Annotated in this window: 17 protein-coding genes and 1 tRNA gene; 8 read left to right on the forward strand and 10 right to left on the reverse strand. The window is 61.6% G+C overall.

From position 1 onward, the window contains the following. Nucleotides 1-60 precede the first annotated feature (60 nt). Nucleotides 61-744, forward strand: coding sequence for a response regulator transcription factor (locus FGZ14_RS17375; RefSeq protein WP_139925457.1), 684 nt, complete (start codon nucleotides 61-63; stop codon nucleotides 742-744). 100 nt (nucleotides 745-844) lie between these two features. Here the strand turns inward: FGZ14_RS17375 and FGZ14_RS17380 are convergent. Then, a tRNA-Arg gene (locus FGZ14_RS17380) sits at nucleotides 845-916 on the reverse strand. Between the two features lie 130 nt (nucleotides 917-1046). On the opposite strand from FGZ14_RS17380, the gene FGZ14_RS17385 reads away from it, so the two are divergent. Next, entirely contained in the window at nucleotides 1047-2207 is a 1161-nt protein-coding gene (locus tag FGZ14_RS17385) for a DUF2652 domain-containing protein (RefSeq protein ID WP_139925458.1), read from the forward strand. 192 nt (nucleotides 2208-2399) lie between these two features. On the opposite strand, the gene FGZ14_RS17390 is transcribed toward FGZ14_RS17385, so the two are convergent. Beyond that, entirely contained in the window at nucleotides 2400-3641 is a 1242-nt protein-coding gene (locus FGZ14_RS17390) for a Pycsar system effector family protein (protein ID WP_139925459.1), read from the reverse strand. Between the two features lie 242 nt (nucleotides 3642-3883). Here FGZ14_RS17390 and FGZ14_RS17395 point away from each other — a divergent pair, with 242 nt between their 5' ends. The 3 genes from FGZ14_RS17395 to FGZ14_RS17405 all read left to right on the forward strand — a co-directional run bounded on the left by FGZ14_RS17395 (nucleotide 3884) and on the right by FGZ14_RS17405 (nucleotide 9805). After that, on the forward strand, nucleotides 3884-7792 hold the full coding sequence (locus tag FGZ14_RS17395) for a metallophosphoesterase (protein WP_257883265.1): 3909 nt from the start codon (nucleotides 3884-3886) through the stop codon (nucleotides 7790-7792). 301 nt (nucleotides 7793-8093) lie between these two features. Further along, nucleotides 8094-9215 (forward strand): DUF6268 family outer membrane beta-barrel protein, encoded by a 1122-nt coding sequence (locus tag FGZ14_RS17400; protein WP_139925460.1) that lies wholly within the window; start codon nucleotides 8094-8096, stop codon nucleotides 9213-9215. A gap of 167 nt (nucleotides 9216-9382) precedes the next feature. After that, nucleotides 9383-9805, forward strand: coding sequence for a hypothetical protein (locus tag FGZ14_RS17405; RefSeq protein WP_139925461.1), 423 nt, complete (start codon nucleotides 9383-9385; stop codon nucleotides 9803-9805). A gap of 84 nt (nucleotides 9806-9889) precedes the next feature. Here FGZ14_RS17405 and FGZ14_RS17410 read toward each other — a convergent pair whose 3' ends face one another. The 4 genes from FGZ14_RS17410 to FGZ14_RS17425 all read right to left on the reverse strand — a co-directional run bounded on the left by FGZ14_RS17410 (nucleotide 9890) and on the right by FGZ14_RS17425 (nucleotide 14452). Then, nucleotides 9890-10969, reverse strand: a complete 1080-nt coding sequence (locus FGZ14_RS17410; protein WP_139925462.1) for an NAD(P)-dependent alcohol dehydrogenase — start codon at nucleotides 10967-10969, stop codon at nucleotides 9890-9892. A 169-nt stretch (nucleotides 10970-11138) separates the two neighbouring features. After that, nucleotides 11139-11474 (reverse strand): ASCH/PUA domain-containing protein, encoded by a 336-nt coding sequence (locus FGZ14_RS17415; RefSeq protein WP_139925463.1) that lies wholly within the window; start codon nucleotides 11472-11474, stop codon nucleotides 11139-11141. A 281-nt stretch (nucleotides 11475-11755) separates the two neighbouring features. Beyond that, entirely contained in the window at nucleotides 11756-13852 is a 2097-nt protein-coding gene (ppk1, locus tag FGZ14_RS17420) for a polyphosphate kinase 1 (RefSeq protein ID WP_139925464.1), read from the reverse strand. Nucleotides 13853-13960: 108 nt separating this feature from the next. Continuing rightward, a complete protein-coding gene (locus FGZ14_RS17425; protein ID WP_139925465.1) occupies nucleotides 13961-14452 on the reverse strand; it encodes a histidine phosphatase family protein in 492 nt (163 codons plus the stop codon). Nucleotides 14453-14734: 282 nt separating this feature from the next. Between FGZ14_RS17425 and FGZ14_RS17430 the strand changes: the two genes are divergently transcribed. Then, the gene (locus tag FGZ14_RS17430; RefSeq protein WP_139925466.1) at nucleotides 14735-16840 is read left to right on the forward strand and encodes a T9SS type A sorting domain-containing protein; all 2106 of its coding nucleotides are present in this window, start codon (nucleotides 14735-14737) and stop codon (nucleotides 16838-16840) included. Between the two features lie 187 nt (nucleotides 16841-17027). Here the strand turns inward: FGZ14_RS17430 and FGZ14_RS17435 are convergent, their stop codons facing one another. The 3 genes from FGZ14_RS17435 to FGZ14_RS17445 all read right to left on the reverse strand — a co-directional run bounded on the left by FGZ14_RS17435 (nucleotide 17028) and on the right by FGZ14_RS17445 (nucleotide 21316). Beyond that, on the reverse strand, nucleotides 17028-18737 hold the full coding sequence (locus tag FGZ14_RS17435) for a GEVED domain-containing protein (protein WP_139925467.1): 1710 nt from the start codon (nucleotides 18735-18737) through the stop codon (nucleotides 17028-17030). Nucleotides 18738-19148: 411 nt separating this feature from the next. After that, nucleotides 19149-20489 (reverse strand): GTPase HflX, encoded by a 1341-nt coding sequence (gene hflX, locus FGZ14_RS17440; RefSeq protein ID WP_139925468.1) that lies wholly within the window; start codon nucleotides 20487-20489, stop codon nucleotides 19149-19151. A gap of 50 nt (nucleotides 20490-20539) precedes the next feature. After that, nucleotides 20540-21316: a cytochrome c gene (locus FGZ14_RS17445; RefSeq protein ID WP_139925469.1), complete on the reverse strand. Its 777-nt coding sequence runs from the start codon at nucleotides 21314-21316 to the stop codon at nucleotides 20540-20542. Between the two features lie 147 nt (nucleotides 21317-21463). Here FGZ14_RS17445 and FGZ14_RS17450 point away from each other — a divergent pair, with 147 nt between their 5' ends. Both FGZ14_RS17450 and rfbC read left to right on the forward strand, forming a co-directional pair. Further along, nucleotides 21464-22594, forward strand: coding sequence for a glycosyltransferase family 4 protein (locus FGZ14_RS17450; RefSeq protein WP_139925470.1), 1131 nt, complete (start codon nucleotides 21464-21466; stop codon nucleotides 22592-22594). Between the two features lie 49 nt (nucleotides 22595-22643). Then, a complete protein-coding gene (gene rfbC, locus FGZ14_RS17455; RefSeq protein WP_139925471.1) occupies nucleotides 22644-23186 on the forward strand; it encodes a dTDP-4-dehydrorhamnose 3,5-epimerase in 543 nt (180 codons plus the stop codon). A 411-nt stretch (nucleotides 23187-23597) separates the two neighbouring features. Here rfbC and murF read toward each other — a convergent pair whose 3' ends face one another. Next, nucleotides 23598-24908 carry a UDP-N-acetylmuramoyl-tripeptide--D-alanyl-D-alanine ligase gene (gene murF / locus FGZ14_RS17460; protein WP_139925472.1) on the reverse strand — a complete coding sequence of 437 codons (1311 nt, stop codon included), beginning with the start codon at nucleotides 24906-24908 and terminating at the stop codon, nucleotides 23598-23600. Between the last annotated feature and the right edge of the window lie 34 nt (nucleotides 24909-24942).

Raw genomic sequence — 24942 nt, forward strand, 5'->3', positions numbered from 1 at the left:
TAGTATTGCCGGGCCGCAGGAGCGCGGTTCCGTACTGCTGAGTTTGAACCGACCCTCTCTATGATTCGCGTAATGCTTGCTGATGACCACGCCATTCTGCGGGAAGGCATTCGGGCCATCCTGTCACAGGAGCCCGATATGCAGGTGGTGGGTGAGGCTGAAAATGGGCAGGCGTTGCTGGAGCTGCTGGCCGTTATTCCGGCCAACGTCGTGCTCATGGACGTGAATATGCCCGTGCTGGATGGCTTCGCGACGATGGGCATCCTGCGCAGCCGCTTTCCCGAAGTGCGCGTGCTGGTACTCTCCATGCTCGACCACGAAAACTACGTGTACCGGATGCTGCAGGCCGGGGCCCTGGGCTACGTGCTCAAAACCTCCGACACCACCGAAATTACCTATGCCATTCGCACGGTGGCGGCGGGCCGGCAGTTTCTGTGCACCGAAATCGGCCTGAACCTGTTGTACCGCTCCGTGCAGCGCCCATCGGCGGTCCCTGAAGCAACTGAAGCCCTGCCGGCCTACAGCATGGCCTTGCACCGCAGTGATGCCATTGATCTATCGGGGCGGGAAATGGAGGTGCTGAAGCTGATTGCCGAAGGCCTGACCAACGCCGAGATTGCCGAGCAGCTGTTTGCCAGCAAGCGCACCATTGAAACCCACCGCCAGAACATCATCGAGAAAACCCAGGCTAAAAACACGGCCGCCCTCATCCGCTACGCCATGAGCCACGGGCTGATAGAGTAGCGGTAAAGTGGTGAATGAGTGATTGAGCGGATTTGATGTTCTGACAGCGCAAATCCCATGTTAAACTCACTCAATCACTCTTTCACTATTTCACCTCTTGTAGCCGCGGCGGGAATCGAACCCACATCTAAAGTTTAGGAAACCCTTATTCTATCCGTTGAACTACGCAGCCAGTAGTTGGGCACTGGCACAAAGTTACGCCGAAAGCAGCGCCTCCCCAAACCCGTGGGAGCCATGGCTATGCACAGCTGCCCCGCGTAGCCTATCTTGTTTTGTCCTCACTGTTTTTCTTTTCAGGCTTCATGGGTTTACTGGACGACTTGCGGGCTGACCGGCGGGTAGCGGGCACGGGGCCGCATCCTGGCCCCGATAAACAAGTGCCCGCGCTGCTGCTGATACCGGATATCAGTGGCTTTACGCGCTTTATTGAGGAATCGGGGAGCCCGCAGGCCCCGTTTCTGGTGGCTGATCTGCTGGAAATTCTCATCGAAGCCAACACCCTGGGTCTGCAGGTAAATGAAATCCAGGGCGACGCCGTGCTGTTTTACCGGCTGGGGCCGCCGCCGCCGGTAGCCGAGCTGGTGCGCCAGTGCCGCCGCATCTACCTCGATTTTCAGAACTACCTGCGCCTGGTGGCACGCGACACGGGCTCGGAGCTGGCCGCTGCCCTGCACGAACTGGCCCTGACCCTTAAAATTGTGGTGCACTACGGGCGGGTGAGCGTGGCCCGCATTCGGGAGTACACCAAGCTGATGGGCCGCGACGTGATTGTGGTGCACCGCCTGCTCAAAAACAACGTCACGGGCTCGGAGTACGTGCTGCTCTCGGCGGGCTACGTAGCTACCCAAAGCCCCGCCGCCCTGGCCCAGGCTTTTTCCTGGACGCGCCTGCTGCCCGGCGCCACGTACTACGAGTACCTGGGCGAAACACCCTACCACTACGCCAGCCTCTCGCCCCTGCGCCTGCTGCTGAGCACCCCGGAAATTGACGACGACGTGCCCCCGGGCCGTGGTTGCGCCCTGAAGGTGCGGCGGGCCCTGCGCATTCCGGCTCCGTATGCCCTGCGCGTTATCACCAACTTCCGCCTGCGCCCCCGCTGGATGGAGGGCGCCACCTCCGTACACTATGACGTAACCAAGGTCGGCCGCCTGGGCACCAGCTACAAGGTGGATGTGTTTGGGGGCCAGATTGATTTTCAGGCCGTGCAGCAGTTCGAGGATGAAGATGGGCGCCTGGAGTACGTGGAGAAGATTTCGCACTTCCGGCTTTTTCCGAATACTCTGCTGTTCTATTCTATTGAGGCTGTAACCGCCCATGCGTGCCTTGTGACCATGGAGCTGCGCTACGGCCACATTGCCAGCGCCAGCCGCGTTATCCGGTTCGGGCAGCTGCGGCGTTTGCACCGGTTTCTGGGCCGCTCCATGCGCGGGCTTGCGCAACTGGCGGAGCCGGCCCTGAAGTAGAAGGAAAGCAGTGGCATGGCAAGCCCGGCCCGGCTGCCCGCGCTGCCCGAAACCCTGCCCCCTGATAAGTAACAAGCCCTTCCCACCAGCATAGGAGGGAAGGGCTTGTTGTGTTTTTAAGGCTTCAGGGCAGAAGGGAGGGTAGCCCGCTCAGGCTGCAGCCTCCTTATAACTTAGACACCACTACAGCCGCTATACTTTGTACAGGAGCGCGATACCGAAGGACAGGGCCGTAAGAATAAGGCCCACCATGAAAATGGTGTAGCTCAGGCGCAGCAATCGGTACTTCTTCGTGAGCACGTCGCCGAGGTAGTAGATGTCCGTCACCATGTTGGTGTACAGGGCCTCCTTCTGACCCATAATCTCCGTCATGCCGTGCTGAAAGTCGTCGAGGCTGAGCTTGCTGAAGTTACCGAAGAACAGCAGGTTCACACGGCGGTTGGTGGCAATCTGGGGGCTGCGCTTCAGCCACTTAAAGCTCGTGACATCGGGCTGGGCGCAGAGGATGGCCGTGATAACCGAGGCCAGGGCCGTAGCCAGCAGAATGCCCATGGGCACCGCAATAATGGGGTTACGGATCAGGCCCACATTGCTCAGGGCCGCCGTTTTGCTGCCCAGCTTTGCCCCGAAATAAGTGATAATCAAAGACATGAGCACCGCGTTCAGCGAAATCATCATGTTGGCCTTCTTATCGGCCATGTCCGAGAGCTTCATGTGGTTGCTGTACATGGTCCGGAACATGGTTTCGATGCCCCGCTTGGGCTCGGCGAAGGTGCCCTCGGCTTCCTCCGCCTTCTTCTTTTTCTTCTTCTCTGTTTTCTTAACCAGCTTGCGCTGCTCCTTCACGTTTTCCTTGAACTGGTCCTGGTAGCGCTCCTTGGCTGCTTTGGTGTAGTACTTGCCGGCCAGCAGAAAGGCCAGCTGCGTTTCGGCCCACTCCGGGTTCGAGTAGGTTTTGCCCAGCATGGCTTCCCATTCGGCCCGCAGCAGCTCGGCCTCAGCAAAGAAACTCTCGCGGCCCATGTTGCTCATGTCGGCATCTACCAGCAGCTGCTCCAGCTCCGTCTGGCGGGGCGCGTCGCGGTGGGTGGCCTTAATGAGGTTCTGCACCACTTCAATACGCTCGGAGGGGTAGCCCTGCTGCTGCAGCCACTCGGCGGCCATTTCCGCGCTGCGGAACTCGTGTCCGTCATAGACTTCGGTGTAGCCCACGTCATGAAACCAGGCCGCCAGCACCAGCGCTTCGTGGTCGGCTTCGCTCAGGCCGGCCGCTTCGCCCAGGGCGCGGGCTTCCTTTACTACCGTGGCCGTGTGCTTAGGCGAGTGATACACGAGCTGGGCCGGCAGCTTGGCCTCCAGCAGCGTCTGCACATAGGCCTTGGCATTTTTAACGATTTCGGCTTTGGCCGGCTTCTGAATAAGAGTGGTTTCCATTAGCGGAGGGCAACAACAAAGAAACAACAGCGAGCGGCTGTTCGGCTTACAACGCGATTCGCGCCGTCGGGTTTTCGGGGCCTCAGTCCCAACCGTAGCCGAGCGAATTGCGTAGGGCAGCGCACCTACCCGCACCGGGCACTTCAGCCGTTACAGGTAAGTTTACCGTATTTCCTGAACATCCGTTCCCCTGCCTTGGTGCCCTGGCAAGCGCCGGGCTTTCCCGCTACTTTCTCTTTTGTATGAGCAGACATTTCCTGTCGTCCTGTTGCCTGCTGCTGGCCCTGGCCGGCGGGGCCGCGCCGGTGGCGCTAGCCCAGCAGAAAACCCAGACGCCCCACCCCGAGCGGCCCAACTACCGCAAGGGGGGCCTGAACTGGGAGTCAAAGACGCCGCCCGACAGCTCGCGCATCCGCTACAGCGTGTTCCTGATTGGCGACGTGGGCAAGCCGATTCCGGAGGCCGAAGGTGGTGAGCCTTCCCTGAACTACCTGCGCAAGCAGATTCTGGCCGCCGGGGCCAAAAGTACCACCGTGTACCTCGGCGACAATATATATGAGTACGGCATGCCCGAGGCCAAAGCCTCGGACCGCCAGGAGTCGGAGCGGCGCATCATCGACCAGATGAAGATCCTGCGCGACTACCAGGGCGAGAAATACATGATTCCGGGCAACCACGACTGGAAGCAGGGCAACCGCGGGTCCGTGGAGCAAGTAAACCGGGAACAGTTTTTCGTGGAAAGCTACCTGCAGAGCGACTCGGCGGCTTTCCCCTATACCGGCGACTTTTTCCTGCCCCGCAATGCCTGCCCCGGCCCCGTAGAGGTGCGCCTGCAGGACGACCTGGTACTCATTGCCATCAACTCGCAGTGGTTTCTGCAGACCTCGGGTGAGCGGCCCTACGGAGCCAACAGCGGCTGCGGCGTGGCCAACGAAACCGACTTCTTCACCCAGGTAGAGGACATTATTCAGCGCAACGCGGGCAAGAACATTATGGTGGTGGCCCACCACCCGCTGTTCTCCGACGGTATTCATGGCGGCTACTTTACCCTGGCCGACCATTTCTTCCCGCTCAGCATCGTGTACAAGTACGCCTTTGTGCCCCTGCCGGTCATTGGCTCCATTTACCCCTTTGCCCGCAAGTACGGCGGCATTTCGCAGGATATTCCGCACCCGCTGTACCAGGCCTACAAGAAGGGCCTGATGGAAATCTTTGAGAAATATCCCAACGTGGTGTATGCGGCCGGCCACGAGCACAACCTGCAGTTTTTCAAGGAAGGCAACCTCAACCACATCGTCAGCGGCTCGGGCTGCAAAACCCAGCACGTAAAGCCCGGCAGCGGCGGCGACGCCCTGTTCTCGGACAAAGAGAAAGGCTTTGCCCGCGTGAACTACTACGATAACGGCGAGGTCTGGACGGAGTTTTACGTGCCCGAGGGGGTAGGCCAGACGGGCCGCCTCGTGTTCCGCACGCCCATGTACGCCCAGCAGGCCATGGCCGCGGCCGACTCGGTGGCCCGGCCCACCGGTGCCCCGCGGCCCCGCTTCGCTGACAGCACCGTGACCGTGGCTGTAAACAAGCAGTACCTGGACCGCAGCGGAGTGCACAAGCTGTTCTTCGGTAAGCACTACCGCCAGGAGTGGGCTACCCCCGTTACGTTCCCGGTGCTGGACCTGGCCACCGAGAAGGGCGGCCTGACGCCCTACAAAATCGGGGGTGGCAAGCAAACAGCTTCCCTGAAAGTGCGCAACGAGGAGGGTCGTAACTTCACCATCCGCAGCCTCAACAAAGACCCCTCGGCCGTGCTGCCCGAGGCCCTGCGCGAAGGTGCCGCCGCCGATATTCTGCAGGACCAGATTTCGGCCCAGCACCCGTTTGGCTCCATTGTTATTCCGCCGCTGGCTACGGCGGCCGGCATTCTGCACACCAACCCCGAGCTGCGCTACATCCCCCAGGACCCCCTGCTGGGCCAGTACCTGGAGCGCTTCAGCAACACGCCTGGGGCTATTGAGGAAGATGCCAAGGACGACCAAAGCAACGTGGAAAGCCTGGGCAACGCCAAAAACCTGGTGGGCACCGACAAGGTGTTTGAGCGTATTACCGACGACAACGATAACCGCGTCAACGAAAAAGCCTTTGCCCGCTCCCGCCTCTTCGATATGTGGATTGGCGACTGGGACCGGCACGAGGACCAGTGGCGCTGGGCCGAGAAAAAGGACAAGGATGGCGACCGGAAATTTACGGCCGTGCCCGAAGACCGGGACATTGCCTTCTTTAAGGGCGACGGTATTTTTCCCTACCTGGCTTCGCGCAAGTGGGCCATCCGCAACTTCCAGAACTTCGGTGAGGACTACGCCGACTGGAAAGGCCTGAACCTGACGGCCCTGAGCAACGACCGGGTGTATCTGGCCTCGGTCACGAAGGAAGAATGGGTAAAGCAGGCCGAAGAAATGAAAGCCGGCCTCACCGACGAGGTCATTGAAAAAGCCTTCCGGGAGCGGTGGCCCAAGCAGATCTACGACCTCCACGGCCCCGAAATCATTGCCAAGCTGAAAAGCCGCCGCGAGCTGCTACCCCAGGTAGCCGCCGATTACTATGAGGTACTCAGCAAGGTAACCGAGGTGAAAGGCTCCAAGAAGCGCGAGCGGTTTGTGGTGGAGCGCCTGCCCGAGGATAAGACGCACGTAACGGTGCAGAAAATCAATAAGGAAGGCGAGCTGACCAAGATGCTCTTCGACCGCACCTTCGATAACAAGGTGACCAAGGAGCTGCGTCTCTACGGCTTCGAGGGCCAGGACCAGTACGAAGTGAAGGGCGACGTGAAAAACGGTCCGCTGGTACGTATCATCGGGGGCCTGGACCGGGACTCCATCGTGGACCGCTCCAACGTGAGCGGCCTGGGCCACAAGCTGCATGTGTATGATGCCGACACCGGCAACGTAATTGTGGCCGGCAAGGACGCCCGCCTGCGCCTGGAGCCTGGCATTGACGTGAGCCGCTACGACGTGCACACCCGCACCGACCGCAAGGACTACACCCTGAACTACTTCGGGCCTACCGCTTACTTCGGCTATAATGTCGATGACCGGTTGTTCTTTGGTGGGGGGGTAGTGTACCGCACCTACGGCTTCCGGAAAGCGCCTTACGCCACCGAGCAAAGCCTGGCCGCCAACTACTCGCCTTCGCAGAGTGCCTACAACGTGCGCTACCTCGGGCACTTTGTGGATGTGTTTGGCAAGACGGACCTGCGCCTCACGGCCCAACTCTACGGCCCGCAGCTGCTCTATAACTTCTTCGGGCTGGGCAACGACACGCGCAACATTCTGGCCGACGACCGGGGCACCCGCGCCCGCGACATCAACGATACGTACCGCATCCGCTTCTCGCGGCTGTACGTGGCGCCTATGCTGGAAAAGGACTTGTTCAGCTTCCTTAAGTTCGGCTTCGGGCCGCAGTACGACCAGTTCCGGGTGGATCGCAGCCAGATAGGAAGTGAAATAGCCGCCGGCTTGGATGAGAACGGTAACGGCCGCGAAGGCACCGCTGCCGCCGGCATCCGCGCCTCCGATTTCGGCCTGAACCGCTACCTCGGTGGCAAAGCCTACCTGAACCTGGATGCGGCCTCGTCGCCCAAAAACCCGCGTATTGGTTTGCGCTGGTACAACTCGGCGGAGTACAACCACCAGCTCAACGGCGAGAAGCTGACGTATGGCCGCCTGGCTACCGAGTTCCGGGCCTACCTCTCGCCCAACTTCCCGTTCCAGCTAACCTGGGCCGGCCGCATCGGGGCCAACCGCAACCTCGGCGACTACCGCTTCTTCCAGGCTAATACGCTGGGCGGCACCACCAACCTGCGCGGCTACCGCCGCACCCGCTACGCCGGCCGCTCGTCGGTATATGGCAACGCGGAGGTGCGCGTGCAGCTGTTTACCTTCAACGCCTACCTGGTGCCCGGTAAGTTCGGTATCTTGGGTCTGGCCGATGCCGCCCGCGTGTACTCCTCCCGCGACACCGAAACGGGCCTGAAAGCCCTCCACACGGCCGTAGGCGGCGGTATCTGGGTTGATGTGCTCAAGCAGGCTGTCATCAACGCTACCTACTCAGTAGGCGAAGAAAACCTCGTTTTTGTAGGCTTTGACTTCCTGTTTTAAGTGGTGTAATGAGGTGAGTCAAGTGCCGTCATGGCGAGGATACCAACGCCATCCGTCCTGACCACCGTGCTACCCCCTTAGAACGTGACAAGCCCTTGCTTCCTGCTTGGAAGTAAGGGCTTGTCTGTTTAGCAGGCTTTGAGCAAATGAGAGGCAGGATGGCTCCGTTGTGCCTTCTTGCCATGACACTTCAGTCATTCACTCATTCACCGTTTCACTACCTCCCTATCCTTTTTACGCGAAAGACGTTAAGGCTAGCCTGACGCCTTTGCGTTGTATTTACCCTCCGCTTTTCATCCGTATGATTCTTGTTTCCGCTTCGAAGACGTTGAGGATGCTGCGGCCGCTGGCGGCTTCGGCGGCGGTGCTGTGCGCCGCGTCGGCTCAGGCCCAGATTACGCCCACCACGCCCCCCGTGTACCCGCCGCCGGCCCCGCCCCTCGGCGACAGTACCGCCGCAGCCAACACCCAGGAATTTGCTACCCCCTCCGTGGTGGGTATGGGCCCCAGCAAGGGCCTGGTGTTTCACTACGAGCGGATGCCGCGCTTCAATGTGGCCTCCGATGGGAAAGTGGTGGGCCTGCAGGACTATAACTCGCAGGCTACCAAAAACGCCCGGCTCGTCATCAAGGGCTATATCCCGATGCTCAATCGTCCGCACCTGAAGCTGATTCTGGGCGTGAACTACGAGCGGGAGGAATTCAAATTCCGGGAGTTCCCGACCCGCTACGAGCTCTACGACAACATCGAAAACAAAGGCCTGAAAACCCTGGGCGCCCAGCTGGCCGTCATCCGGCCGGTAAACGAGGTGAACTGGTACATCTTCCGGGTGAAGGGGGAGCTCAGCGGCGACTATACCTCCTCGGAGCTGAGCGTGCGCGACTACCTGCGCGTGTCGTCGGAATTTCTGTACGGCTGGAAGCGGAGCCCTACCTTCTCGTGGGGGGTAGGGGTGCAGCTGGGCTACACCTTCGGGCGGCAGAGCATTTACCCGGCCGTGCTCTACAACCGCACCTTCAATAACCGCTGGGGCGTGGAGGCCCTGTTCCCGGCCCGCGTAACGGCCCGCTACAACGCCTCGCCCCGGTCCCTGTTCTTCGCGGGCTACTCCGTGGACGGCCTCAACTACATTATTAAGCTGCGGCAGCCCCTGCGCCGCGAAGGAGCTATTGACCTGCGCACCCTGGAGCTGCGCGAAACCGAGGTGAAATTCCGGGGCCGCTGGGAGCGGGAAATCTACGATTTCCTGTGGTTTGGGCTGGAGGGCGGCTACCGCTACAACTACGCCTTCGACGCCTTCGACCGGACCAACGACAACCGCATCAAAATCATCGACAGCAAGCTGGCCGGTGCCCCGTATGCCTCCTTTGAGCTGTTTATCGTGCCTCCGCGCAAGTTCCTGAAGAAAACCGTAAACAAGTAGGCGCCCGGGCCGCGCCCGGATATAGCGCCCTGAAGCCCCCAACCCACTCCAACGGAGGTGCGGGTTGGGGGCTTCATTGTAATACCGCCAAAGCGGCCTGAACAGTAGTAACCTTCTGCCAACCCGCTTACGTTAAGTGCCTTCTTTCCCTCTCCATCTCAGTTTCTATGCAGATTTCTAAGCACACAGACCTACGCGACGGCAGCAGCTGTACCCTGGACTACGATGAAGCCAACGGCTGGCTGCGCGCCACCTGGCTGGGCCACGTAGAGCCTCGCGAAGCCTACAACGGCGCGGCCCGCTACCTGCAGGCCCTGCAAAATGTGCGGTGCCCGTATTTGCTGAACGATAACAGCCAGCTTTCCGGCCCCTGGTTCGACTCGGTGGAGTGGCTGCGCACGGTATGGCTGCCCCGGGCCCTGCACATGGGGCTGCGCTACGTAGCCCACGTAGCCCAACCCCACGACCTGCTCGACGAGGCCGCCAGCATGGGCCGTACCCTGCTGGAGGGCCAGCTGCACCTGCAGGTGTTCGATGATGTGGCCTCTGCCGAGGAGTGGCTGCACCAGATGCAGGCCCAGGCAGCCTAGTGCCCTATCCCCCGGCCCGGCCCAAACGCCAAGGCCCCGACGCTGATGAGCGCCGGGGCCTTTGTGCTAGAAGAACATAGTGCCCTAGGCCGGCTCTTTCAACGACTGCATATCGATGACGTAGCGGTAGTGCACCTCTTCGTCCTGCATCTTATCGAAGGCCTTGTTGATGTCCTGGATGGGAATCATTTCTACCTCGGGCAGAATGTGGTGCTGGGCGCAGAAGTCCAGCACTTCCTGGGTTTCCTGAATGCTCCCGATGATGGAACCCGCCACGGAACGGCGGTGCATGGCCACGTCCATGTTGTTGAGGGGCTTCTTGTACTCGCCCAGCAGGCCCACCGTGACAATCGTGCCATCGCGGCGCAGCAGGTTCACGTAGTCGTTGATGTCGTAGCTGTCGGGGATGGTGCTCAGGATAAAGTCCAGGGTCAGCTCGTGCTGCTCCACAGCTTTTTTATCGGTGGATAGGATGACGTGGCGGGCGCCCAGCTTGGCGGCATCGCCCTGCTTCTCTTCTGAGGAGGTAATAACCGTTACTTCGGCGCCCAGCGCGGCGGCCAGCTGCACAGCCATGTGGCCCAGGCCGCCCAGGCCTACTACCCCCACCTTGTGGCCGGGCCCGATTTTCCAGTGCTTCAGCGGGGCGTAAGTAGTTACGCCGGCGCACAGAATAGGCGCCACGGCCTTGATATCGAGGGCCTCCGGAATGCGCAGCACGAACGATTCCTTCACCACAATATCCGTGGAGTAGCCGCCGTAGGTGTTGTAGCCGCTGCCATCGGGCTTCATATAGCCGTTGTAGGTAGCCGTCCAGCTAACGGGGCCCTCGCAGTAGTTTTCCTCCTTTTCCCGGCAGGGGGCGCAGGCGCCGCACGAGTCAATCATGCAGCCTACGCCCACCACATCACCGACCTGAAACTTAGTAACGGCGCTGCCTGCGCGCACCACCCGCCCAATTACCTCGTGGCCGGGTACGCAGGGGTAAATCGTATTTTTCCAGTCGTTTTTTACCTGGTGCAGATCGGAGTGGCAGACGCCGCAGTACAGTACCTCAATGTGCACCTCATCTTCTTTAGGAGCGTGCCGCTCAAACTTCATTTCCGAGAGGCCATTGAAGATGGAGTTGGAGGCGCCGTAGCCTTTGGCTTGAATAGTTTCCATGCAGGGTTTTGGGTTGAGAATGAGGGATATAGATACTCTAAATCCATACGCCCCCGTACGGCCGTGGTTTTGCCGGGCTGGCTGAGCCACTAAGCAATGCGGACAGTAAGCAAAAAGCCCTTACCAGGGGCAAGGGCTCAGCGGGGTACTACCCACCCTGGAGGCGGCACTACCATAGCTTGGTGTTGCTGATGCCAGCCGGCAGGGGTGGGTGCTCGGAGAGGCCCAGCACGCACCAGCCTGCTTCAACACCGAAGGAGCCGCCCTGCAGCAGGTAGCTGACCCACCGCTCGGTGGTACGGCCGCTGTACTGCTCGCTTTCCGGCTCGTACTCGCGCAACAGCAGGGCGTCGCCTACCTCGAAATTCCGGTCGTTGAGCCGCACGTCGAAGGATTTGGTGCCCGCCACCACGGCGGCAAAGCAAGCCGGCCATACCTTCAACTCGTGGTGGTTAGCCGTAGCGCCCCGAACCGACGCCAGCGTACCCGAAGATGTATAGTTCATGGAAGTGAAGTCAAAAGGGTGAAGCAGCAAAAGCAGAGAAAATCATGCCGTATTGCCCAAATAAAACCAGTTAAGATTATGAAACAGGCAATACAGGCGTAATGTTTGGCCTACGCGCCCTGCACTACAAAGTTGCCGGGCACGTATTACCTGATGATGAAGGCAATGCTAGGATGCTGCTGTGGTAGCCCCGGCCGTGTGGCGCCCCGGGCCCATCAAAAAAGCCCCTGCCGGTGGGGCAGAGGCTTTTAGTTAGAGGCAGAATGCCGGGCCAGTGGAGCTTACTTGCGCTTCTTGCCGGGTTTGCAGAGGCTTTTCAGGTAGGCATAGGTATCGAACTGGGAGCGGATGCGGGCAGCCTCCGTGTCGTCGCCATCGGGGCCGATGAAGTGGTTGTGGAAGTCGCGGGCCTTCACGTTGTCGTGGCGCTGCAGGTCCAGCAGGTGGCGCACCTCGGCCCGCAAATCGGGCTGCAGAATCGGGAAGGCCACCTCCACGCGCCGGTCGAGGTTGCGGGCCATCCAGTCGGAGGAAGCCACGTACACTTTTTCCTCGCCGCCATTGCCGAACACGTACACCCGGGCGTGCTCCAGAAACCTATCGACCATGCCACGCTGCCGGATGTTCTCGCTCTGGCCCGGCAGCTCCGGAATCAGGCACGAAATGCCCCGGATCAGGAGCTCTACCCGTACGCCGGCCTGGCTGGCCTCGTAGAGCTTCAGAATCATGCGCTCATCCTGCAGGGCGTTCAGCTTCAGGATGATGTAGGCGTCTTGGCCCTGGCGAGCCAACTCTATTTCGTGGTCGATGAGGGCGTTGAGCTTCTCCCGCAGCTCGAAGGGTGCCACCAGCAGGTGCTGAAACAGGCCGGTCTTGTCCTGGCGGTCATGGAAGTAGCGGAACACCTCCACCACCTCCCGCGTGATGTCGGGGTTGCTCGTGAACAGGCCGTGGTCGGCGTACACCTCACTGGTTTTCTCGTTGAAGTTGCCCGTGCTCAGGTAGGCGTAGAGGCGGTTCTGGTTGTCCTCGGAGCGGGTGATGAGCAGCAGCTTGCTGTGCACCTTCAGATCGGGGATGCCATAAATAACGTTGGCGCCGGCTTTCTGCAGCTTTTCAGCCCAGAACATGTTGCTTTCCTCATCAAAGCGGGCCTTCAGCTCAACTACCACTGTTACTTGCTTGCCGTTTTTGGCGGCCTTCAGCAGGGCTTTGGCTACTTCGCTTTTGCCAGCCACCCGGTACAGCGTGATGCTGATGCTGCTGACCTGCGGGTCCTGGCCGGCCTCATTAATCAGGCGCGTTACGTAGTCGAAAGACTGGTAGGGCAGGTGCAGTAGATGGTCGCGCTCGGCAATGGCGGGCAGCATCTTGCCGGTGCGGGGCAGGGTAGGGTGGGGCAGGGCCGGCATGGGCTCGTACTGGAGCTGGGCCAGCCCGAAGTCCGGGAACCCGAAGAAGTCGCGGAAGTTGTGGTATCGGCTGCCTTCCACCAGCTCGTCCTTGCCGATGCCGGTTTTCTGCATCACGGCCCGCAGCACCTCCTGGGGCATGGCGGGGTCGTAGAGCAGGCGGGCGGGGTAGCCGGTTTCGCGCTTCTGCAGGCTGCTCTTGATTTTAGCCAGCATGTTACCCGATACTTCTTCCTGAATGTCCAGTTCGGCGTCGCGGGAGAGTTTAATGGCGTGCACCTGCACTTTCTGGTACTTCGGGAACAGCTCCTGGGCGCAGCACCGGATTACGTCATCGAGAAACATCACGTACTTGTCCTCGCCCTGGGCTGGCAGCTCCACAAAGCGGCTGCCGTGGCGCTTGGTGGGCAGCTCCATCACCACTACCCGCTCCTCATCCTGCTTTTTGCGGTTTTCGGGCTGGGTCAGCAGGAAGGTGAGGTACACGCTCTGGTCGCGCAGGAAAAGATGGTGCAGGTTGTCATCGAGGATGATGGGCGAAAGCAAATCCTGCACCTGCTCCCGGAAGTAGGCCTGCACCCAGGCGCGCTGCTCGGCCGTGAGGTCACGCTCTGAAACCAGGTGAATATGCTGGGCCTTCAGGGCGGGCAGGATGTCGTTGCGGAAGGTTTCGCCGAAGGCTTCCTGCTGGCGGCCTACCTCCCGCAGCAGGTCCTGAAGCTGGGCTACGGGGTCTTCGCCCAGCTTGGCGCGAGTTTTTTTCTTGAGCTTCACCAGGCGGCGCAGGGTAGCTACGCGCACCTTGAAGTACTCATCGAGGTTGCTGCTGAAAATGGCCAGAAACTTAATGCGCTCCAGCAAAGGCACCTCGGGGTTTTGGGCTTCCTGCAGCACCCGGCAGTTAAAGGCGAGCCAGCTCAGTTCCCGGTTCAGCAGCCGGGGCTGCGCCTGTGTAGTTTCGGACATGGCAGTATGGTAGTCAGGAGCTTGGGGGCTTAGGCACTTGGATGACGCTCAATCATTATTCAGCAAAACATCAGCCAAGTCTCTAATCCCCCAAGTCCCTTACAGACCCTATTTATTTTTCGGATGATCGTAGAAGTAGTACTCGGCGTTGGCCCGGTCAATTTCGGCCCAGCGGGCGCAGTTGAATTTCAGGCACACAATGGCGGCCGTGGGCATGTCGGGGATGCTGCTGGGGGAGAGGATGTTGGCAAACTCCGTGATGGTAGGGTTGTGGCCCACCAGTAGCACCGAGTCGGCGGGGTCGGGCAGCTGGCGCACCACAGCCAGCAGGTCGGGCACGGTGGCCTCGTAAATGGGCTCTACCACCTCCACCCGCTCGGGGGGGTAGTCCAGCTCACGGGCCACCAAGGCGGCCGTGCTCAGGGCCCGCACCGCCGGGGAGGTTACCAGCAGATTCAGCTGAATCTGGCGCTTGGCCAGGGCCTGGCCCATAGCCGGCGCATCGTCGCGGCCCCGGTCGTTGAGCGGGCGCTCCTTGTCGGTTAAGTCGTCGAAGCTCCAGCTCGATTTGGCATGACGCATCAGATACAACGTCTTCATAAGGGGTAGGGAGTCAGGTGGCAGGCCTCTTTACTGTGGCGTTTGGAAAAGGTTATGGTGAGTGCCGGCCGGCGGGCCGCAACCCCACCTCGTACGGTCCGGCCCTCAGAGCCCGGAAAGGCTGGCAGCAGAGTAGCTCAACCGTGCGCGAAAGGCTGGAGTGTAAGAATCAGTAGGTTATGAGTACAGGAGTTTCTAAACTTGTGCGCCATTTTGGGTCTCTATAATCAAAATGGGAAAGCAAGTGTCTTCCAACTTCCTGCACTCCTTTCTTTTATGACATTGAAGTTTACTGAATTCCTGCGGCAGAGTTTGCGGCTGCTTGGTTTAACCACGGCTCTGACCGTTATGAGCGCCGGCGCGGCGCGGGCCGAGGGCTCCAAAAACCTGACGCCCGGCACCGGCAACCGCGGTACCGCCACCGGTGTAAACAATTACATTGGCTACCTGCAGCACAACGATAACGGCAGCCAGGCCAACTCGGCGCAGTTTCTGAAGAAGGGCAGCCCTGCCACGGAGCGCATGTACATTCACATGGAGCCCGGCGAAACGCTGTATTTTGGGGTGCGGCGCATCCGTACCAACGACGCGGATAACGGCCGGCTGCGGCTGGAAGTCAAATACCTCGATAACAACAACGTCATCCAGACGGCCGGCACCTACTTCCTCACGGCCCAGGCCGCCGGCTCGCAGGGGGTAGTGAACCTGGCACCCGACCAGGCCGGCCTGATTAACTCGCCCGAGGAAGCTGCCGTTGGTCCGCGCTACGAGGCCCGCGCCAGCGGCCCTATTGCCGGCTACAACCCCCTGGTGTTCAACCCCGCCGCTACCACCCCGGCGCGCGACTACTGGGTGGAATTTATGGAGGTAGATCCCAACGGCAACGATGCGGGCGTGACCCAGCGTAAGTCGTGGTACGATATCTGGGACTTTACGGTACGCGACGCGGTGGAGGAGAAGTCGGGCCGGCTGTACTCCCAGCACTGGTCGTTTACGGCGGCTGGGGGCACCAACTCCCTGTCTTCCTCCTTTGCTCTCTACCCCCTCATCCCCAACCCGAACTTCAACAACAACAGCTTCTTCGTGAAGCGGGTCAGCTACGCTGGTATTCAGCCGTTCGGGGTGATTCTGGTGGCCAACAGCGCCGGTACCACGGCGGCGGGCAACTTCAAGGCCAAGCGCAAAAGCCAGCGCACCAACCTGGGCTATGCCGAGTACAAGCTCTTTGTCAATAATCCCGACCCGATCATCTATCCTACCTCCCCGCGGCCGGCCAACCCTACCGTTACCACCAGCTGCGCTAACGGCATCACCACCTTCACCCTGAAAGTAGATCAGGCTGGTTTTGGCGTGGTCTTTATTGACGGCGACCAGAACGGGCAGTACGACCGGACCAAGGACCGGGTGCTGGAAAACAACACCGTCATCGGCGACAACACCTTTAAGTGGGACGGCAAAACCGACAGCGGCGACCCCATGAGCCAGACTAACCTGAGCGTAACGTTTTCCAGCGGGGTCGGCCCCGTAAACTTTCCTATCTGGGACTGTGAGCAAGCACCTACCACGGGTATCTCGGTGCAGGATGTGCGCCCCGGCAACCAGGGCGCCCAGGACTATATCTTCTGGAACGACTCATTGCTGGCGCCCAACTTTGCGGCTCCGCTCATCAACCCCATCGGGACCAACACCGTGGCCACCAGCCACAAGTGGGGCACTAACCAGGGCGACGGCCGCCTGGTGAACTCCTATGCTGTAGGGCTGCTGGCCCGGGGCAATGCCATCCAGATTACCTACGACCCCTCCACGGCCTGCGCTACTACCCCCCCGATAGTGCTGCAACCCCTGCCTGTGGAGCTGGCGCACTTTGGGGCCGCCCTGCGCGGGCAGGCCGTGGCCGTGAACTGGGAAACTTCCTCGGAGCGCAACAGCGCCTACTTTACCGTGGAGCGCAGCCCCGATGCCCGCTCCTTCGAGCCGCTTGGGCGGGTAGCCGCTGCGGGCACCAGCACCACCACGCGCCGCTACAGCTTCACCGATACTGAGCCGCTCGCGGGCACAGCCTACTACCGCCTCCATCAGGTAGATATCAACGGTACCCATACCTACAGCCCGGTGGTGCCCGTGCGCAATGGGGCCGCGCTACTTGGGGTGGTGTACCCCAACCCGGTTACCTCCGAGCTGAATATTCGTCTGCGCACGCCCGTGGCCGGCCCGGTTTCCCTGCGGATTCTCGATGCTACCGGCCGGGTGGTATGGCAGGAGCAGCGCCGGCTTGAGGCGCCCACCACTTTCCTGCGGGTAGCGGCGGCCCAGCTGCCGGCCGCCCGCTGGTACGTGTTGCAGGTGCAGAGCACCACGGCCCTGCTGGTGGAGCGCTTTCAGAAATAGCTACCCTACCCCCTGTAAAGCACAAAGCCGCTCCTGGTACCAGGAGCGGCTTTGTTTTTGTCGGCTGTGGGCAACGGGCGGGCCGCGCTCAGGCTGCGTGACTTGCCTTTACCACGCAGGTGGCCCGCACGAAAAAGGCCCACCCGGGTAGGGTGGGCCTTCGCATAGCTCAGAGGGGAGAGGTTGCCTATTGCTTAATGAAGCGCTGATGGGTTACCTGCTGCCCGTCGGCAATGCGCAGGGTGTACACGCCCCGGGCCAGCTGCCCGATGTTGAGCAGGTTGCCATCGAAGCTTATCTGCTTCATTTCGGCCCCGCGCACATCAAACACCTTCACTGACACGGCAGCGGGGCTGATGGCCGCCGGAATTTCCAGGTTAAGCACATCGGAGGCCGGGTTCGGGAAGATGCGGTAGCCGGCTGCCTCGGCCGTTTCGCCGGCCTGGCGGGCCGTACCGCCCGAAATCGTGAGGCTGTAGTCTTCGGTTTCGCCGTAGCTGTAGCTGTTGCAGCTGGTAGTGGCCGAGGCGTCACTCATGACGATGCGTAGGCGGGTTTTGCCGGTTTGGGCCGTAGCGGGCACCGTAAACGTGCTGGTCAGGGTGCTGGCCGAGGAACTGCTGCGGCTGGCTACCAGCTCGCCCGAGTCCGTGAAGTCGCCGTCCTGGTTGTAGTCGATGTACACCTTCCAGTACTCCGTGTAAGCCGAGGAAGCGTAGCCGGCGGAATAGCTGATGGTTTGCGTGCTGCCGGCCGTTACCGTAGTGCCCAGGGCCGTGCCATCGTAGTAGCCCGCGTTAGCCCCGGAGGTGCGATTGATAGAGCCCAGCTGCACCAGGTCTATCCACTCGTACGAGGTGCTGCTGCCCTTGGAGGCGCAGTAGGTGGGCGTGGTGGGGGTAGGGGTAGTGCCGCCGGGGGCGGTTGCGCCGTTAGAGGAAACCAGGGAGGCGCGAGCCCCGCCGGTGGCAAACAGAGCGTTCATGCGGGTCGATTGCCCGGTGGAGAACATGTACATGCAGGCATCATCCACGTAGTCCATGTAGTTCATGAACATGTCGCCGTTCGGGCCGTTGGTGCAGGTCACCTTCGGGAAGGAGGGGCAGCCGTAGTTGCTGGTTTGCTGGGTAGGCGTGTCCGCTACCAGGTCGTTGCCGCAGCTGGCGTCGCCCCAGATGTGGCGCAGGTTCAGCCAGTGGCCTACCTCGTGGGTGGCGGTGCGGCCCAGGTTGAAGGGCGCCGATGAGGAGCCGCCCCGCCCGAACGCCGAGGTCAGGATTACTACCCCGTCGGTGCTGGCCGGGCCGCCGGGAAACTGCGCGTAGCCCAGCACCCCGCCCGAGAGGTTGCACACCCATAGGTTCAGGTATTTGCCCGAGTCCCAGGCGTCGAGGCCACCGGTGCTGGCCTTCTTCATGGCATCATCGGTGCCCCAGCTGGTTTTGGTGGTCGATTTGCGCTCGATGCCGGTGGTAGCCGCGCCCGAGGGGGTGCGCTTAGCCAGCACGAACTGCAGGTTGGGGTCAGCCGCCAGACCGGCAAAGGCCGCCGGAGTCTTGCTAACGTCGGCGTTGGTTTTGCTGAAGTCCTCGTTCAGCACGTCCAGCTGCGACTGAATCTGGGCGTCGGAAATGTTCTGGGCTGTGGTGTTGTACAGCACGTGCACCACTACCGGAATGGTAATGGCGGCTGTGGCGCGCCGGGCCAGGGACCGGCTGGCAAACTCCTGAGTCTGGCCCTCAATGCCAGCCAGGCGCTGGGCTAGGCCCGGGTCGGCGGCCAGCTGAGCAGCCAGGTTTTCCATGGTGGCGCACTGGCGCACCGTCTGGGCTTCGGTCGTAAGCGAGGCACCCAGCCCAAGGCAGGCCAGGGCCATTGCGTAAATGGTTTTTTTCATAGACTGTGTTTTGGTTGTGGTGAAAAAGGGCGTGGGAGAGAGAACGGAAAAACAGGCGTGTGGTTGTGAGAAAAGGAGCGAAGCTTCGAAATTATTGAAAATATTTCAATGTATAGCCTGGTTATTAACGAAACTGTATAAGATTGACAAAGCTCGGTTTTCCCGTTTTCAATCGGCTTCCCTGATAAGTGCAAAGTGGTGGCCCTAATGGTAAAGCCCAGATCTGCAACTTTCTAGGCATGCCAAACAGGCGCTCCATGGCTGCCGTCGCCCGATACTTCCCAGAATGAGCTACCCGGAAAGCAGAACCGTAGCGGGGTAGGGCTGGCCGCCGACTACGTGCCCGCCCGGCACAAAAAAACGCCCGACCACAGGGGCCGGGCGTTGAAAAGCCACGCACAGGGAAACGCATTAGGCTTCCTGGTCGTCGGGCTGCACGGGATGTACGGAGGGGTAGCGCGTCTGATACAGCGCCGATACGTTGCGCACGAGCAGGGCCCGCAGCTCATCAATATTCTCGCGCTCCTGCGCCGAAATAAAGATAACCGGGTCGTGGAGCTTGGCCATGTAGGTTGCTTTCAGCTGCTCCAGGGTGGGGCGGGGGGCCGGGCCATCCTCGTCGTCGGTGTTCATTTCCTCGAAGCCGCCGTGGTGCTCTACGGCCGGCTCCTGGGTGTACTGGTCAATCTTGTTGAACACCAGCAGCATGGGCTTGTCGGCGGCCTCAATATCCTTGAGGGTTTCGTTTACTACCGCAATCTGCTCCTCGAAGGTGGGGTGGGAAATGTCCACTACGTGCACCAGCAAATCAGCTTCCCGAATCTCATCGAGGGTGCTCTTGAAGCTCTCAATCAGGCGGGTGGGCAGCTTCCGGATAAACCCTACCGTGTCGGAGAGCAGGAAGGGCATGGTGTCGAGCACTACTTTGCGCACGGTGGAGTCCACGGTGGCGAAGAGCTTGTTTTCGGCAAACACCTCGGCCCGGCTCAGCAGGTTCATGATGGTGCTTTTGCCTACGTTGGTGTAGCCCACCAGGGCCACGCGCACCACGCCAGTGCGGGTTTTGCGCTGGGTGTGGCTTTGCTTGTCCAGCTCCTTGAGGCGGTCTTTCAGGAAGTCTATTCGCTCCCGCACCACGCGCCGGTCCGTCTCGATTTCGGTTTCCCCCGGTCCGCGTTGGCTTACGCCACCACCGCGCTGCTTGTCCAAGTGAGTCCAGAGGCCGGTGAGGCGGGGCAGCAGGTACTGGTACTGGGCCAGCTCTACCTGGGTGCGGGCCGTGGCCGACTTCGCCCGGCTGGCGAAAATATCAATAATGAGCAGGCTGCGGTCCACGATTTTGACCTTCAGCTCGGCCTCTAGATTGCGCAGCTGGGAAGGCGAAAGGTCGTCGTCGAAGATGACCATGCTGGCCCCGGAGTGCTGCACGTAGGCCTTGATTTCTTCGAGCTTGCCCTCGCCCACAAACGTGCGGATGTCGGGCTTGTCGAGGCGCTGCACGAAGCGTTTGGTAACGGTGGCGCCGGCGGTTTCGGCCAGGAAGGCCAGCTCATCGAGGTACTCCTGGGTGCGGGCGTCGGCCTGGCGCTTGTCGGGCACGGCCACCAGCACGGCGGTTTCGGCCTCGGGGGCGGTTTCGAAGGTGGCGTCTTTGTTGCCCTGGGCCAGAATGCGGCCGGCCCGGCCCTTCACGGTATCGAAGGAGCCGTGGTGGCGGGTGCTGTTCTGGCGGCGTTTAGATTCTTTGGCCATATTTTAGAAAAGGTAAGGGGCCGGGGAGAGCGGCGCGGGTAGGGGCAAGGTTAGCGCAGGGTAAGGGAGTATTCCGCCACCTGCCGGATCTGCTCTTCGGTGAGTTGGTCTTCGAAGCCGGGCATCTTGCCCAGGCCGTTGGTTACCATGTACACGCGCCCAACGGTATTCAGGTTGCTTTTGGTCAGGTCGTGGGCGCCATTGAGGCCCAGCTTGCCGTCGGGGCCGTGGCACACGGCGCAGCGCTGCCCGAACAGGACTTTACCGGCCACCAGCGCCTCGGCTGGCTCGGAGACTTCGGAGGCTGCGGCCAGGGTAGCAGCCTCCGCGTTGGAAAGGCCGGGGGCGGCGTGGGCCGCCGTGTCAACGGGGGCGGCGGCCTCCGGGGTGGCCGTGGCCTCGGCCAGGCCCGGGCTGCTGGCGTAGGTAGTGCTGGTTGCGCCGTTTGGCACGGCGGGCTTTTGCAGGGCCAGGGAGCCGGTTTCCGATACGCCGTACACGTACACAAACCCCAGCAGCGTCAGGACCACGCCCGGCTTCTGCTGGCGGCGCATGGCCGCAATAGCCAGGGGCAGCAGCACCAGCACCAGGCCCAGCTTCACCCACACCCAGCCCGGCACGCTCCCGGGCAGGGTAGCCAGCAACGCCCCACCCGAGGCCAGAATCAGCAGGCCCAGGCCCGAGTCCACGATGCGGGTGCGGGCCCGCAGAGCGCGCAGCGTGTCGAGGCGGCCCGCCAGCAGCAGCCCCGCTTTCAGCAGGTAAAACAGCAGAAACACCAGCACCACCACCAGGTGCAGGCGCAGGAAAAAAGGAAAAGCAGCCATAGAGGGGCAAAGATAGGGGCTGCCGGGCAGGCACGAGGGGTTAGGCCGCTGGTGGGGGGTAGGGGGCACCGCTTATTCGCTGCTATACAACTCTGCTGCTCCGGCCCCGTACCTTTGCACTCTTTTCCGCTCCCTCATACCCCTGGAATGCGCGTTGCCATCGTTATTAATACCAGCTGGAACATCTGGAACTTCCGGCGCAGCCTGGTGCAGGCCCTGCAGGCCGCCGGCCACGAGGTGCTGGCCATAGCTCCCCCCGACGATTACTCGGCCCGCCTGGAAACCGAGCTGGGTTGCCGCTTCGTGCCCATTCTGATGGAAAACAAGGGCACCAACCCCGTGAAAGATGCCCAGCTCACGCGCCGCTTCTACCGCCTCTACCGCCGCGAGCGGCCCGATGTGGTACTGCACTACACCATCAAGCCCAACATCTACGGCACCATAGCCGCCCGGCTGGCCGGCATCCCCAGCGTCAACAATGTGTCGGGCCTGGGCACGGTGTTTATCGTGAAGAACTTCGTGAGCCGGGTGGCCCTGGGTCTCTACCGCTTCGCGTTCAAATTTCCGAAGCGGGTGTTTTTCCAGAACGACGATGACCGCCAGCTGTTTCTGGAGCACGGCCTGGTGGAGAAGCGCATCACCGACGTGCTGCCCGGCTCCGGCATTGATACCCACCGCTTCCGGCCCGCCCCCACGTTCGAGCGCCACGAGCCGTTTACCTTCCTCATGATTGCCCGCGTGCTCTACGAGAAGGGCGTAGAAGAATACTTTGAGGCAGCCCGGCGGGTGCGCGAGGCCGCACCCGGCACCCGCGTGCAGCTGCTTGGGGGTATTGATGAAAGCGGGGGGGTAGGCGTGAAGCGGGCTGTGTTTGAGCAGTGGCTGCAGGCCGGCCACGTCGAGTACCTGGGCACCTCCGACGACGTAGCAGCCCACATCCGGCAGGCCGACTGCGTGGTGCTGCCTTCCTACCGCGAGGGCACGCCCAAAACCCTGCTCGAAGCCGCCGCCATGGGCAAGCCCATTGTAACCACCGATGTGCCCGGCTGCCGCGAAACTGTGGTTGACGGCCAGAACGGCCTGCTCTGTGAGGTGCGCAACGCTCCTGACCTGGCCGACAAAATGCTGCGGGTGCTGCGCCTGCCCGCTCCCGAGCTGGAGCAGATGGGCCGCGCCGGCCGCCGCCTGGCCGAGCAGAAGTTCGACGAGCGCATCGTGCTGAACAAATACCTGCAGGTGGTGCAGGAAGTAACCGCCGCCCGCTCAAAACGCTCGTAATTCTGGCTAATTTGCGCCGGCTGCGGGCATCATCATTAAGTAAGACTACATGGAGTTTAAGTACTTTGCTATTCAGGGAGTGGTAGAAATCCAGCCCCGGGTGTTCGGCGATGCCCGCGGGGCCTTCTTCGAGTCCTTCAGCGCCCAGAAAATGACCGAGGCCGGCATTATCGGCGAATGGGTGCAGGACAACCAGTCGCGCTCCGATCGGGGCGTGGTGCGCGGCCTGCACTTTCAGAAGCCGCCCTTCACCCAGGCCAAGCTCGTGCGCGTGGCCCAGGGTCGCGCCCTCGATGTAATTGTGGACATCCGCAAGGATTCGCCTACCTACGGCCAGCACCTGATGGTAGAGCTGGACTCGGAGCGCTACAACATGCTGTACGTGCCGCCCGGGTTTGCCCACGGCTTCACGGCCCTCGAAGACAACACGCTCTTCCTCTACAAGTGCACCAACTACTACGCGCCCCAGTCGGAGGGCGGCCTGCTCTGGAACGACCCCGCTCTGGGCATTCAGTGGGGGGTAGAAAACCCCACTGTGTCGGCCAAAGACCAGATCCTGCCTACCCTCGCGGAGCTGGACAGCCCTTTCTAGGTGGTGATGAGGTAAATAGTGAGAGGTGAGAGGTGACTGGCGGCAGACTTCTGGCCTGCGGCCAGGCGTCTGCCCGCCGGGAAATGGGGCAAGTCTCCTGACTTGCAGCCGCCGCAGGCGGCCACCTCGCTCTTGCGCCGCTTGGGCCACCTGAGCGGCCTGGGTACATCCGGGCCGTAGCATCCCTGAAAAAGAAAGCCCGTGCAGCAGTGTTGCACGGGCTTTCTTTCTTGGGAAGGATGGGTGGGGTAGCAGTTCAAAGACTCCCGAATGGCGCAGGCGCGAGGTGGCCGCCTGCGGCGGCCGCAAGTCAGGAGACTTGCCCCATTTCCCGGCGGGCAGACGCCTGGCCGCAGGCCAGAAGTCTGCCGCCAGTCACCTCTCACCTCTCACTATTTACCTCATCACCTCCTATACCAGCTCTACCAGGGTTTCCAGGCCCATGCCGCGGGAGCCTTTAATCAGGAGCTGGCGGTTGCGCAGGGGGTGGGCCTGCAGCCAGGCGGCGGCTTCGGGCTTGGTAGCGAAGTGCAGGAAGGTGGGGTCCAGGGCGGCGTGGCGCATATCGGAGCCTACCAGAACCACGGTGCCGAAGGGCAGGCTGCTCAGCAGCTGCCCGATAACACGGTGCTCGGCTTCACTGTCGGGGCCCAGCTCAAACATGTCGCCCAGAATTACCACCTTCTCGGCGGGGTTGCCGGGGCGGGCAGCAAAGCTGTTCAGAGCCGCCGTCATGCTGCTGGGGTTGGCATTATAGGCATCCAGCACCAGCTCGTTGTGGGCCGTGCGCACCAGCTGGGAGCGGTTGTTGGTGGGCGCGTAGCTAGCCAGCGCCTCGGCAATAGCGGCCGGCTCTACCTTGAAGTAGGCGCCTACTGCGGCGGCGGCGGCCAGGTTCGGGAAGTTGTAGCCGCCCGTAATCTGGGCCTCTACCGCCGTGCCATCGAACAGGCGCAGCACCACCTGCGGGGCCGCGCTGATCAGCTCAGCGGGGTAGCTGTCGGTGGGACCGGGGTAGGTAATGCGCTCCGCCACGGTGGCGGCCATGCCGGGCAGGCGGGCGTCCAGGGTGTTTACGAAAGCCAGCCCGCCTACCTGCTCCAGAAACCGGAACAGCTCGCCCTTGCCTTTCACGATGCCCTCTACCCCTCCAAACCCCTCCAGGTGGGCCTTGCCGATGTTGGTGATCAGGCCGTGGGTAGGCTCGGCCAGGCGGCAGAGCAGCTCAATCTCGCCCTGGTGGTTGGCGCCCATTTCCACAATGGCCAGCTCATGCTCGCCGGGCCGGATGCTGAGCAGGGTAAGCGGCACCCCAATGTGGTTGTTGAGGTTGCCGCGGGTGTACTGCACCTTGTAGCGCTGGCGTAGCACTGTGTACACCAGCTCTTTGGTGGTGGTTTTGCCGTTGGAGCCGGTAATGGCCAGCACCGGAATAATCAGCTGACGGCGGTGGTAGTGGGCCAGCTCCTGCAGGGCCAGCAGCGGATCGGGGGCGAAGGTGTAGCGCTCCGGGTCCTGGGCAGCCAGGGCTTCATCATCGACCACGGCGTGGCGGGCGCCCCGGGCCAGGGCCTGCGGCGCGAAGTCGCGGCCCCGGAACGAGGGGCCATTCAGGGCAAAGAACAGGGTGCCGTCCTGGGGCTGGCGCGAGTCGGTGCTGACGGCCGAAGCGGCCCGGAACCGGCTGTAGAGCGCCGCGAGGTCGGGCGTGCGGTTTTGCATGTAACTTAGGGCAGAAGAAGTGTGTTCGTAACTC

Source organism: Hymenobacter sp. DG01 (assembly GCF_006352025.1).
Lineage (GTDB): Bacteria > Bacteroidota > Bacteroidia > Cytophagales > Hymenobacteraceae > Hymenobacter.